This window comes from Polynucleobacter sp. HIN7 (genome assembly GCF_030297595.1).
Lineage (GTDB): Bacteria > Pseudomonadota > Gammaproteobacteria > Burkholderiales > Burkholderiaceae > Polynucleobacter.
Window position 1 is genome coordinate 1,476,396 of record NZ_AP028138.1, and the last position, 11,777, is coordinate 1,488,172.

The 11,777-nt window shown below is 48.8% G+C and carries 12 protein-coding genes; 8 read left to right on the plus strand and 4 right to left on the minus strand.

Annotated features, from left to right (window positions below; genetic code table 11):
- Window positions 1-8 precede the first annotated feature (8 nt).
- The 3 genes from QUE64_RS07425 to rpsT all read right to left on the minus strand — a co-directional run bounded on the left by QUE64_RS07425 (window position 9) and on the right by rpsT (window position 2,655).
- Window positions 9-1,238, minus strand: a complete 1,230-nt coding sequence (locus QUE64_RS07425; protein WP_286225161.1) for an argininosuccinate synthase — start codon at window positions 1,236-1,238, stop codon at window positions 9-11.
- 55 nt (window positions 1,239-1,293) lie between these two features.
- Complete coding sequence (gene argF, locus QUE64_RS07430; RefSeq protein WP_286226198.1) at window positions 1,294-2,229, minus strand: ornithine carbamoyltransferase; 936 nt, start codon at window positions 2,227-2,229, stop codon at window positions 1,294-1,296.
- 162 nt (window positions 2,230-2,391) lie between these two features.
- Window positions 2,392-2,655, minus strand: a complete 264-nt coding sequence (gene rpsT / locus QUE64_RS07435) for a 30S ribosomal protein S20 (protein WP_286223432.1) — start codon at window positions 2,653-2,655, stop codon at window positions 2,392-2,394.
- Window positions 2,656-2,826: 171 nt separating this feature from the next.
- Here rpsT and murJ point away from each other — a divergent pair, with 171 nt between their 5' ends.
- The 3 genes from murJ to miaA are packed head-to-tail and all read left to right on the plus strand — an operon-like array spanning window position 2,827 to window position 6,217.
- The gene (gene murJ, locus QUE64_RS07440; RefSeq protein ID WP_286225162.1) at window positions 2,827-4,383 is read left to right on the plus strand and encodes a murein biosynthesis integral membrane protein MurJ; all 1,557 of its coding nucleotides are present in this window, start codon (window positions 2,827-2,829) and stop codon (window positions 4,381-4,383) included.
- A gap of 5 nt (window positions 4,384-4,388) precedes the next feature.
- A complete protein-coding gene (locus tag QUE64_RS07445) occupies window positions 4,389-5,231 on the plus strand; it encodes a SirB1 family protein (RefSeq protein ID WP_286225163.1) in 843 nt (280 codons plus the stop codon).
- A gap of 14 nt (window positions 5,232-5,245) precedes the next feature.
- Entirely contained in the window at window positions 5,246-6,217 is a 972-nt protein-coding gene (miaA, locus tag QUE64_RS07450) for a tRNA (adenosine(37)-N6)-dimethylallyltransferase MiaA (RefSeq protein WP_286225164.1), read from the plus strand.
- Here miaA and purM read toward each other — a convergent pair.
- Entirely contained in the window at window positions 6,210-7,256 is a 1,047-nt protein-coding gene (gene purM / locus QUE64_RS07455; protein ID WP_286226199.1) for a phosphoribosylformylglycinamidine cyclo-ligase, read from the minus strand. The genes miaA and purM overlap by 8 nt on opposite strands.
- A gap of 83 nt (window positions 7,257-7,339) precedes the next feature.
- On the opposite strand from purM, the gene QUE64_RS07460 reads away from it, so the two are divergent.
- The 5 genes from QUE64_RS07460 to folK are packed head-to-tail and all read left to right on the plus strand — an operon-like array spanning window position 7,340 to window position 11,768.
- On the plus strand, window positions 7,340-8,329 hold the full coding sequence (locus tag QUE64_RS07460; RefSeq protein WP_286225165.1) for an AI-2E family transporter: 990 nt from the start codon (window positions 7,340-7,342) through the stop codon (window positions 8,327-8,329).
- Entirely contained in the window at window positions 8,329-9,090 is a 762-nt protein-coding gene (gene hda / locus QUE64_RS07465; protein WP_286225166.1) for a DnaA regulatory inactivator Hda, read from the plus strand. Before QUE64_RS07460 ends, hda begins: the two co-directional genes overlap by 1 nt.
- Window positions 9,087-9,767: a histidinol-phosphatase gene (locus QUE64_RS07470; protein ID WP_286225167.1), complete on the plus strand. Its 681-nt coding sequence runs from the start codon at window positions 9,087-9,089 to the stop codon at window positions 9,765-9,767. The genes hda and QUE64_RS07470 overlap by 4 nt, the downstream gene beginning before the upstream one ends.
- A gap of 20 nt (window positions 9,768-9,787) precedes the next feature.
- Window positions 9,788-11,215 carry a polynucleotide adenylyltransferase PcnB gene (gene pcnB, locus QUE64_RS07475; RefSeq protein ID WP_286225168.1) on the plus strand — a complete coding sequence of 476 codons (1,428 nt, stop codon included), beginning with the start codon at window positions 9,788-9,790 and terminating at the stop codon, window positions 11,213-11,215.
- A 43-nt stretch (window positions 11,216-11,258) separates the two neighbouring features.
- A complete protein-coding gene (gene folK, locus QUE64_RS07480; RefSeq protein ID WP_286223441.1) occupies window positions 11,259-11,768 on the plus strand; it encodes a 2-amino-4-hydroxy-6-hydroxymethyldihydropteridine diphosphokinase in 510 nt (169 codons plus the stop codon).
- The last annotated feature ends 9 nt before the right edge of the window (window positions 11,769-11,777 follow it).

Sequence of the window (11,777 nt, forward strand, 5' to 3'; positions counted from 1 at the left end):
TTTGGTAATTATTTTGTGCGTTTGCGTTTTGAGATTTCAGCAATTCGCATCCGCAAGGCATTGAGTTTAATAAAGCCACCGGCGTCGGCTTGGTTATATGCGCCGCCATCATCATCAAAGGTTGCAATGGTTTGATCAAATAAAGTATTGGCTGAATCACGTGCTAACACAGAGACTGAGCCTTTGTATAACTTGAGGCGCACAACCCCATTCACAGTTTTCTGAGTATGGTCAATTAAGGTCTGTAATGCCAGACGCTCGGGCGACCACCAATAGCCGTTATAGATCAAGGCTGCATAACGCGGCATTAGGTCATCCTTAAGATGAGCGACTTCACGATCTAAGGTAATACTTTCAATCGCACGATGCGCTTTGAGCAAAATAGTTCCACCAGGGGTCTCATAGCAACCCCGGCTCTTCATCCCGACGAAACGATTCTCGACCAGATCCAATCGGCCAATGCCATGCGCACCGCCCAGTCGATTTAACTCGGCGAGTAATTCATGAGGCTTTAAAGACTTACCATTGATCGCGACTGGGTCACCTTGCTTAAATTCGATTTCAATCACCTGTGCTTGATCGGGGGCCTTCTCTGGGGAAACGGTCCAGCGCCACATCGCCTCTTCTGCTTCTGCGTTTGGATCCTCGAGATGCCGCCCCTCAAAACTAATGTGTAACAAATTGGCATCCATGGAATAAGGAGCGCCCCCTTGCTTATGCTTCATTTCTACAGGAATGCCATGTTTTTCTGCATATGCCAGAAGTTTTTCCCTAGAAAGTAAATCCCACTCACGCCAGGGAGCGATCACCTTAATGCCAGGTTCAAGCGCGTAATAACCAAGCTCAAACCGTACTTGATCATTCCCTTTGCCGGTAGCGCCGTGGGATACCGCATCTGCGCCTACTTGCCGGGCGATCTCAATTTGACGTTTTGCAATTAGGGGGCGAGCGATCGACGTTCCCAGTAAATATTCGCCCTCGTAAATCGTGTTTGCCCGAAACATTGGAAACACAAAGTCACGCACAAACTCTTCACGCAGATCATCAATAAAGATGTGCTCGGGCTTAATGCCGAATTTGAGCGCCTTGGCGCGTGCAGGTTCGAGTTCCTCACCTTGGCCCAAGTCAGCGGTGAAGGTTACGATCTCGCAGCCATAGGTATCTTGAAGCCATTTCAGAATCACGCTGGTATCAAGGCCACCCGAATAGGCCAGCACGGCTTTTTTAATTTCAGACATAGTGTTTTTACGATCTCAATAAGTTAAGCAATCACTGCAGTAATGAGGTTTGATTTTATAAGCGCCCGCAGAGTAAGAATTCCATTAAAGCCTTTTGGACATGCAGCCGGTTTTCAGCCTCCTCCCAAACAACACTCTGGGGGCCATCAATCACTCCAGCACTAACCTCCTCGCCACGATGTGCAGGTAAACAATGCATAAAGAGTGCGTCGGGATGAGCCAATGCCATTAACTGCTCGGTCACCATCCAGTTCTTGAATGCCGCCATCCGCGTTGCGTTCTCAGCCTCATATCCCATGCTGGTCCATACATCAGTACTGACCAAATCAGCGCCCTTACACGCATCCTTTGGATCTGCGCAGACGACGAGATGGTTAAAGGCAGATGGTTGCAGGCGGGAGCGCTCCAACTGATATCCCTCAGGGGCAGAGAAGCGAAACTCAAAATCCAGTTTCTCAGCCGCCTGAATCCAGGTATACGCCATATTGTTTGCATCACCAACCCATGCCACCGTTTTCCCCTGAATCGGTCCGCGTGCCTCGACATAGGTAAATACATCGGCTAATACTTGGCAAGGGTGATATTGATTGGTCAAACCATTCATGACAGGAACGCGCGAGTTGGCAGCAAAGCGCTCAATCGTCTGTTGCTCAAAGGTCCGAATCATGATGATGTCAGTCATCCGCGAGATGACTTGCGCAGCATCCTCAATCGGCTCGCCCCGTCCTAATTGGGTATCGCGCGTATTCATGTAAACCGCATGCCCACCCAACTGATGAACGCCTGCCTCAAAAGAAAGGCGAGTGCGGGTCGAATGTTTTTCGAAGATCATGGCTAGCGTGCGATCGTGCAATGGATGCCAGGTCTCGTAGCGCTTAAACCGCTCCTTTAACCAAGCGGCGCGGCTAAATAAGTACTCATACTCATCACGACTAAAGTCCGAAAATTGCAGGTAATGCCTGAGTTGGCCAGGAGATTGTGGCTTCGCCAGAGATTGGCCATTACCCAACTCTGCAAACTGAGCACTTGATGATGCGATCGAAGTGTTATGCGGCTTATTGTGCAAAAGAACGCTCCACTAAACAAAAACCCGCTCAACAGGAGAGCGGGTCAGAAAATCAGTACTTCCTTAGGCCCGCAACAGGCCTAAAAATTAGGCCATTGCTTTAATCGCAGCAGATAGTCGGGACTTCTGGCGAGCAGCAGTATTTTTATGGGCAATCTTTTTATCGGTAATCTTATCGATGGTCGATTGCGCAGCGACAAATACTTTCTTTGCAGCATCTTTATCGCCAGCTTCAATTGCTTTGCGAACTGCCTTAATGGACGTGCGAAGTTTGGAACGCAAACTAGAATTGTGAGCATTGAGCTTCACGGATTGACGAGCGCGCTTGCGAGCTTGTGCGGTATTAGCCATTCAATTAACCTATCTAAACAAATAATTAGAATGAAATCAGTCCCTTAAAGAAAATGGGGCAAAATTCATCTGCGTTACATGAGATCAAATATTCAATCTCGAAAACCTGACATTCTACCTTAAAGACCCCAAAATGCCCACCCCCTCCCCCAAATCAGGGAAAATCAGGCCATGAACCTCCTCTCCGCCGCAGCGAAGGTAAGCTCCCTGACCATGGTTTCCCGCATTACGGGATTGGTTCGGGAAACCTTGATCGCTAGAAGCTTTGGCGCTTCGGAGTGGACCGATGCCTTTAATGTGGCCTTCAGACTCCCCAATCTATTGCGTCGGCTCTTCGCAGAGGGGGCTTTCTCCCAGGCTTTTGTACCAATCCTGGGTGAAATCTCCAATCGGGGAGAAAAAGATCAGACCCGAGCGCTCATCGACGCGATTGCCACTATTCTGTTTTGGGCCCTCAGTCTCACGGTCATGATTGGGGTCGTCGCGGCACCAATCCTGGTTTTTATTATTGCAGCGGGCCTCAAGGATGGGGCCGTCTTTGAGACGACCGTCTTTATGACACGGGTCATGTTTCCCTACATTGGTCTAATTTCCATGGTTTCCTTATCGGCCGGAATCCTCAATACCTTTGGTCGTTTTGCGGTGCCTGCCTTCACCCCTGTACTCCTCAATCTTTCCTTAATCGGTGGCGCCCTTAATATTGCGCCCACCTTAGAGCAACCAATTTACGCCTTAAGCATCGGGGTCATAATCGGTGGTGTCTTGCAGCTGGCGATTCAGATTCCGGCCTTAATGCGACTCGGATTATTGCCTCGCATTGGCCTGCTCCCCAGAAAAATCAAATCGGCCTGGCAAAATCCAGATGCCCGCCGTGTCCTAAAACTCATGGTACCGGCTGTATTTGCAGTCTCCGTTGCGCAAATTTCCCTCATCATCAATACCAATATTGCCTCGCATTTGCAAACCGGTAGCGTCTCTTGGCTCTCGTATGCGGATCGTCTAATGGAGTTTCCGACCGCCTTGCTGGGGGTTGCACTTGGAACTGTTTTATTACCAAGCCTTAGCAAAGCAAATGCCGCTCAAGATACTGCGCAGGCTGGAGAGTTGTTGATTTGGGGATTGCGCCTCACCTTTTTACTGGCAGCGCCCTGCGCGATCGCCTTATTTCTGTTTGGCACCCCAATCTCAGCGGTTTTGTACCACTACGGGCAATTTAATGCCATGGATGTGGAAATGACCCGGCAAGCACTGGCTGCCTATGGTGTAGGTCTGATTGGTCTCATTTTGGTCAAGATCTTAGCCCCAGGGTTTTACTCACGTCAGGATATCCGTACTCCCGTCAAAATTGCATTGGTGGTCTTAGTCTTTACACAGCTCGCCAATATCGGGCTCGTGCCACTGTTTGCCCATGCTGGCCTTGCTCTATCCGTTGGTCTTGGGGCGTGTTTAAACGCAGCCCTGTTGTGGCTAGGGCTACGTCGACGTGGGGCCCTTCCGAGCGCGGTTGGCTGGTTCAAATATTTCGGTCAACTGCTTGTTGGGCTATTGCCACTGAGCATGGTGCTTTTTTATGGTGCACAGGCACACGATTGGCTCGCTTTACAAGTCAACCCCTTGATTCGCATTGGTCTTCTTGGTCTTTGGTTGGGTGCAGCAGCAATCATTTACTTTGCCAGCCTGTGGATCGTCGGTTTACGCTGGCAAAATTTTCTGCGTCATGCAAAATAGGAAATATGCCAACTCAACAACTTGACTACTTTGCCACCTTGGTTGCTGAGGACGAGCATTTTCCCCTCACGGAGGCATGCATTGCAGTAGCCCAACATGCATTTCCTGATTTAGATGTCCAACATACCCTCGATGAGATTGATCAGCTAGGCGATCGACTCAAAAAACGAATCTCCGCCGATGCTTCTGCGGTGCAGCGACTCCAACAGCTCAAACATTTCTTTTATACCGAACTTGGATTTGGGCCCAATCCCAATGATTTTTATGCCCCCGAGAACTCTTATCTGCATCATGTTTTACAAAGTCGTCGGGGCATTCCAATTTCATTGGCGATCTTAATGATGGAGCTTGGCAATCAGATTGGATTAAAAATCCGTGGGGTGTCCTTTCCCAATCACTTTATGCTGCGCGTTTCCTTACCCCAAGGCGAGATCATTATGGATCCGCTGACTGGTGCATCCCTATCGAAGCACGAACTTCAAGAGATGCTCGATCCGTATTTGGAGGCAAAGGGTTATGTTGGCGAGTTACAACTCCCACTGAACGTATTTTTGCGAGTCTCCAGCTGCCGCGAGATCATCTCGCGCTTTTTGCGTAACCTGAAACTCATTTATACCGAACATGAGCGTTGGGAGCGCTTGTTGGGGGTTCAACAGCGACTTGTGATCCTCTTGCCTGATGCCGTGGAAGAGATTCGGGATCGCGGCCTAATCTATGCGCAATTGGAGTATTTGCGCCCCGCCATCGACGATATGCAGCAATACCTCACTGAAGTTCCTAATGCCACAGATGCCGATGAGATCCGGGAGCATATCGCCACGCTTGAGCATCAAGTGCGTCAACATTAATTTCAACAGAGCGGATGTCGGCCAAGGTTTTATCGATTGTGGGCCCTACCGGGGTCGGCAAAAGTAATTTAGCGCTTGAGTTAGCCAGGCAATGCCGCCAACAGCATCTGAATATCGAGATCATCAGCATGGACTCCGCCCTAGTTTATCGTGGGATGGATATCGGGACAGCAAAGCCCACTGCTGCTGAACAAGCTGAGGTTAGGCATCATCTGATTGATATTCGTGATCCGAGCGAGAGTTATTCAGCGGCTCATTTTGCTAGCGATGCAAAACAATTAATTGAAGAGATTCAGGCGCGGGGACATATTCCACTCATTGTGGGGGGAACCATGCTGTACTGGCGAGCCTGGGTTTATGGGTTCTCCAAATTACCCCCTGCCGATCCACAAACCCGCAAACAGCTCGATGATGAGGCTGCCTTACTGGGTTGGCCCGGCATGCATGCCAAGCTTGCTCAAATTGACCCTGTCACTGCCGGTCGACTACAGCCTAACGATAGCCAACGAATTCAGCGAGCGCTCGAGGTCTATGCATTAACGGGCCAACCCATATCTCAGTTGTTTGAAGAGTCACCAAGCGCTACTGGGCGTGATTCAGAGCTCTCCGAGCATGCCGTTGAAGTGATTTCTTTAGAACCGAGTAACCGTCAATCTCTGCATACCCGTCTTGAAGAACGTTTTGATCAAATGCTTGAAAATAATTTCATGGACGAGGTGCGCTCTTTATTTGAGCGCGGCGACTTGCATACTAATTTGCCAGCGGTTCGCTCGGTGGGCTATCGCCAGGTGTGGGAATACTTAGAGGGCAAGGTAGATTACTCGACGATGAAACAAAAAGCATACGCTGCCACACGACAGCTCAGTAAACGTCAGATGACTTGGCTAAGAGCGATGCAGCGGCATACGTTTGACCCATTGAACCCAGCAGAACTTCAAGCCGCAAAATCAATGGCGATGGTCACCCTCCAAAGATCCTTTAAATAAGAATCGTTTGTGGCGCTCCCTCTGGACGCTGAGCAATATCACCTAACAACCAAGCATTTAGGCCTTGCTGTTCAATACTAGCAATCACAGCTTTTGCTTCTTGCTGTTCAACGACAACCACCATCCCAATGCCGCAATTGAAGACACGCACCATCTCCGCATCAGCAACGCCGCCTTTCATTTGCAACCAACGAAACAGCGGTGGCAGGCTCCATGAATCACGACGCAGCACTGCTTGGGTATTCTCTGGTAACACCCGTGGGATGTTATCCACTAAACCGCCACCCGTAATATGCGCCAATCCCTTCAAAGGATGTTGCGACATCACATTTAAAAGTTGCTTAACGTAGATTTGAGTGGGTGCCATCACTAATTCTTGCAAGGTCTTACCCTCAATGGTCTCACTGGGTTTTGCGCCAGCTCGCTCAATAATCTTCCGAATTAAGGAATAGCCATTTGAATGCGCGCCACTAGATGCAATTCCAATAATTGCGTCACCCGGCCGAATAGTGGAGCCATCAATAATTTTCGATTTCTCAACCACGCCAACCGCAAAGCCTGCCAAATCGTATTCACCCGGCGGATACATGCCTGGCATCTCAGCAGTTTCACCCCCAATTAAGGCGCAGCCAGCTAACTCACACCCCTTGGCAATTCCGGCGATTACGGTGGCCGCTGTATCCACTGATAACTTACCGCATGCAAAGTAATCGAGAAAGAAAAGAGATTCGGCGCCTTGGACCAAAATGTCATTCACGCTCATCGCCACTAAATCCTGGCCAATCGTCTCATGGGCATTCCACTCAAAAGCAAGCTTTAGTTTGGTGCCAACCCCATCGGTACCGGATACCAAAATGGGTTCTTTGTAGCGTTTGGGTACCTCAAATAAAGCCCCAAATCCTCCAATTCCCGCCAAAACACCATCACGCATGGTCTTTTTTGCTAGTGGCTTAATGCGGTCAACTAGAGCGTCCCCAGCGTCAATATCGACACCCGCGTCACGGTAAGACAAGCCTGGGCTTTTTGATGGATTAGTCATAAATGGGTCTTCAAAAATGGGTAAATCCTGCAGATCAGTCATTTACATCGTTAGAATCTCTGAATTCTAGAGTATGAAGGCCCATGGCTGAAATTTTTACCCCTTTTCTATTTGCATTTATTTTGGCTTACATTCTGAGGCCCTTGGTTCTGCGTCTTCAAAATCTAGGACTTGGTAAAACCCTTGCCAGCAGCATCGGCATGCTTTTTGGGCTTGGTGTTTTTCTCATCATCCTGTTACTGCTGATTAATCTACTGCGCTATGAAATTCCTCTCATTAAGGCTCAGCTACCCATTTGGCTTCAAAGTCTGCAAACGTGGCTGGGGCCTAAATTACTCAGCCTGAATATTGAGATCGATTGGCTCGCTTTGCGAGATGCGATTATGCAAAAATTGACTGCTCATTTTTCTGCAAACGCCAACCAAATATTAAGTACGAGTTTTGAAACCATCTTAGCCTCTGGTAGCTCCGTACTTGGCGGCCTCGTCAATATTGTCTTGATTCTCTTCGTTCTTTTTTATCTGCTGATTGATTGGAAACACTTCTTTGAATTACTCAAGCAACTGCTTCCCATTCGCTATCAAGATACTGCGGTCAGGTTAGCACTAGAAACCGACTTGTTGCTATCGCAATACCTACGTGGGCAAATGCTGGTGATTTTGATCATGGCGGTTTTCTATAGCGCTGGGTTAAGTTTGACAGGTATGCATGGAGCACTCGGTCTAGGCGTATTTACCGCCTTGGTGATTGTGATTCCTTATATTGGGATTGCACTGGGTCTGATTCTGGCGATCCTATCGGTCATTTTGCAATTTGGGCTTGGACCTGAACTCGTGATTGTGCTGGTCGTATTTGGGATTGGCCAAGTGCTCGAAGGATTTTTCCTAACCCCCCGTTTAGTAGGCGAACGAATTGGGCTTCACCCAGTGGCGGTTTTATTTGCTTTACTAATCTTCGCTAAATTATTTGGATTTTTTGGAGTGTTACTTGCCCTACCAGCTAGCGCGGTTGTGTTGGTATTGATCCGCTTTGCATGGTCGCAATACGCCCAAAGTACCTGGTATCAAAAGTAATGGCCCCATCCGCACTGCCCCGTCAATTTGCGCTCGATATCAATCAAGCCCCTAAACCCTCATTGCACAATTTTTTACCGAATGGTAATGAGGCACTGATTGACGCACTCAACCAGTCCATCGCTCGTTGGAACTCTCCTGCTAAGACCGCTTCCCACTCGATTGAGGGACGCTGGTTTTATTGGTGGGGAAGCGCTGGCGCCGGATGCTCTCATCTTCTTAGCGCTATCGCAAACCAAGCGCAAACGCTTGGGATGGGATCGATTCGCCTGCTACCCAACGATCCGAGTACCTGGGTCGATGCCGAGCACAAACTCTCTGCAGCGGTAAACCCTGCACCGATCATCATGACCGTTGATGATGTGGATCAGCTGGATACGCATCAACAAGCCAGCCTTTTTCGCTTACTCAATTTAGTACATGCCTCACCACACTCGTTTGTGTATCTATCTGGGCATGTGCCCCCTGCACAATTGACATTACGAGAAGACTTGCGTACCCGTCTTGGCTGGGGGCTGATCTTTGAAGTTCATCCGCTGTCTGATTCAGAGAAGATCGAGGCGCTATCTCGCGCTGCAAAAGAGCGGGGTTTGATCTTATCCAACGAAGTTTTGCCTTGGTTGATTCATCATTTCTATCGAGATATGCCGAGTTTGATGGCATTACTCGATGCGCTCGATGCCTATTCTTTGGAGACCAAGCGCGCGATTACCCTACCCTTGGTTCGTGAACTCTTACAAATTTCTGGACACACCCCATGACTCGCATAGCTCTGTTTGATTTAGATCACACCCTCTTACCGTTTGACAGCGATTACGAATGGGGGCAATTTCTGGTGCGCTTAGGCGTTGTTGATGGGGAGCAATATGCCAAAGCCAACGATCAGTTTTACGCCGATTACAAAATAGGTAAGCTTGATATTGATGCATTCTTACGTTTTGCGCTAAAACCCTTGGCTGACAACCCGCGTACGCAATTAGAGGGCTGGCATCGTGCATTTATGCAAGAGAAGATCGATGGACGTCTTCATCCACAAGCGATGAGGCTTGTCCAACAACATTTAGATGCGGGGGATTTGTGTTGTGTGGTGACCGCTACCAATAGTTTTGTCACTCGCCCGATTGTGAACGCCTTTGGAATTGAACATCTAGTTGCTACTGAACCGGCCACGGAGAATAATCAACCAAAGGCAAATTTTACTGGCGGTATTGTGGGGGTTCCGAGCTTTAAAGAAGGAAAAATTACTCGAGTTAATGATTGGTTAGCCGGTTTGGGATTACGCTTGGAATCCATCGAGCAAAGCTTCTTTTACTCCGACTCCATGAATGATTTGCCACTATTGGAAAGAGTAACCAATCCAGTAGCCACCAATCCAGATGTGCGCTTGCGCGCAGAAGCTGAGAAGCGAAATTGGCCGATCTTAGAACTATTTCATTAAATTGATCCTAGCTCATCCTCATGATCACTAAATTCATCGATCGCTTATTGCGTCGAGGCCCTCGCCCAAAGTCAGATCAATCTGGGGCCACCCTAGTAGCTCATAAGGTTTCAAAGAAAACCCATCGGATCGATCCTGCCTTACTTTCAAAAAATGCAGTCAAGGTCACTCATACCCTGCAACAAGCGGGCTATAAGGCCTATATCGTGGGTGGGGCAGTTCGCGATCTGGTTTTGGGGATCGCGCCTAAAGATTTCGATGTAGCAACCAATGCCACCCCCGAGCAAGTACAAAAATTATTTAGGCGCTCACGCTTGATTGGTCGTCGCTTTCAGATTGTCCATGTCACTTATTTTGGTAAAGAGCGCCCTGAAATTATCGAGGTCTCTACCTTTCGGGCAGTACTAGAAAGTGTGGGTGAGCATATTGCCGAGAGTGGTCGTATTCTGCGTGATAACGTTTGGGGTACTCATGCCGAAGATGCTGCCCGCCGTGACTTTACGATCAATGCAATGTATTACGACCCCAGCTCAGAAACAGTGCTCGATTATCACGGTGGCATGGAGGATATCCGCTCTAAAACGATTCGCATGATCGGCAACCCAGCAAAACGTTACCGTGAAGACCCAGTGCGTATGTTGCGAGCGATTCGCTTTGCCGCTAAGACAGGTTTTCAGATTGAGCCCAAGACCCTTGCACCGATTCATGAGCTTGGCCAATTAATCCATGACGTTCCAAGCGCTCGCCTATTCGATGAGATTTTGAAGTTACTCATGTCAGGTCATGCTTGGGCCGGAATCCAGGCATTGCGTCACGCCAACTTGCATCATGGGCTTCTACCATTTATGGATCGTGCACTCGAAGATGCGCAAGCCGCCCAATTTATTGAACAGGCGCTGCGCAATACCGATGAACGGATTCAAATGGGCAAATCGGTTTCCCCGGGCTTTCTGTTTGCAGCCCTACTTTGGCCCGATCTAGAGAAGGAGTGGCAAGTACTCCGAAATACTGGGATGCCACCCGTTGCAGCACTCCATGCTGCAATTGATGCCGTTGTTGCCCCCTCACATACCGGCATCACCATTCAGCGTCGCCATGAGGGTGATATGCGGGATATCTGGACCATGCAACCGCGTTTTGAAAAGCGAGTGGGGCGCTACCCCGAGCGACTGCTGGAGGTTCCGCGCTTTCGGGCTGGCTACGACTTCATGCTCCTACGCGGCCAAACAGGGTATTGCAAACCCGGTCTTGGGCAATGGTGGACAGACTTTTATCATGCGGATTTACCCGAACGTGAAGCCTTGCTGGCAAGTGCCAAGCTAGAGGATTTGGCTTCTGGCAAAACCCCATCAAACCCAAATAGAAACAGGCGCCGTAGGCCAAAAAAGCCAAAACAAAACCCTGATGCCCATGCCGATTCTGGGCCAAATGACGCCAAGCAAACTTAATTGATTTTCAGTAAAGTAAGCGCATATTCTTAGTAGGGAACTCATGGCGCAGGCCTTTATTGGATTTGGTGGAAATATTGGTGATGCTCGGCAGAGCATCACCGATGCGATTGTCTGCCTGGCTCAGCATATTCAAATCCAGATCGTGAACAAAAGCTGTTTTTATCAAAGCGCGCCTGTCAATGCTGTAGGTGGTGATTACATCAATGCGGTTGTTGAGATTGATACTGAACTCAATCCCTATGGACTTTTGTATGTTTGCCAATCAATCGAGCATCAGTTTGGTCGCGAACGTCCTTATGCCAATGCACCCCGCACCCTTGATCTTGATATTTTGTTTTATGAAGGTATTGAGCAAAACCATTCTGAGCTCACCATTCCGCATCCACGCATTGCCGAACGCTCATTTGTGATTCTTCCTTTACTTGAAATCTGCCCCGATTTTTTCTTACCCAACCACGGCCCCTTAAAAAATCTTTTGCCGAATATTGCGCACCAACGCATCACCCGCATCACTTGCAAACACTGCGATTGCGACCAACAGTTGCATTAGGCTTAAAAT

Bases quoted from the DNA above. Each gene is read 5' to 3' on its own strand.
- QUE64_RS07425 (WP_286225161.1), bottom strand. From the start codon at position 1,238: ATGTCTGAAATTAAAAAAGCCGTGCTGGCCTATTCGGGTGGCCTTGAT.
- rpsT (WP_286223432.1), bottom strand. From the start codon at position 2,655: ATGGCTAATACCGCACAAGCTCGCAAGCGCGCTCGTCAATCCGTGAAG.
- murJ (WP_286225162.1), top strand. From the start codon at position 2,827: ATGAACCTCCTCTCCGCCGCAGCGAAGGTAAGCTCCCTGACCATGGTT.
- QUE64_RS07445 (WP_286225163.1), top strand. From the start codon at position 4,389: ATGCCAACTCAACAACTTGACTACTTTGCCACCTTGGTTGCTGAGGAC.
- miaA (WP_286225164.1), top strand. From the start codon at position 5,246: ATGTCGGCCAAGGTTTTATCGATTGTGGGCCCTACCGGGGTCGGCAAA.
- purM (WP_286226199.1), bottom strand. From the start codon at position 7,256: ATGACTAATCCATCAAAAAGCCCAGGCTTGTCTTACCGTGACGCGGGT.
- QUE64_RS07460 (WP_286225165.1), top strand. From the start codon at position 7,340: ATGGCTGAAATTTTTACCCCTTTTCTATTTGCATTTATTTTGGCTTAC.
- hda (WP_286225166.1), top strand. From the start codon at position 8,329: ATGGCCCCATCCGCACTGCCCCGTCAATTTGCGCTCGATATCAATCAA.
- QUE64_RS07470 (WP_286225167.1), top strand. From the start codon at position 9,087: ATGACTCGCATAGCTCTGTTTGATTTAGATCACACCCTCTTACCGTTT.
- pcnB (WP_286225168.1), top strand. From the start codon at position 9,788: ATGATCACTAAATTCATCGATCGCTTATTGCGTCGAGGCCCTCGCCCA.
- folK (WP_286223441.1), top strand. From the start codon at position 11,259: ATGGCGCAGGCCTTTATTGGATTTGGTGGAAATATTGGTGATGCTCGG.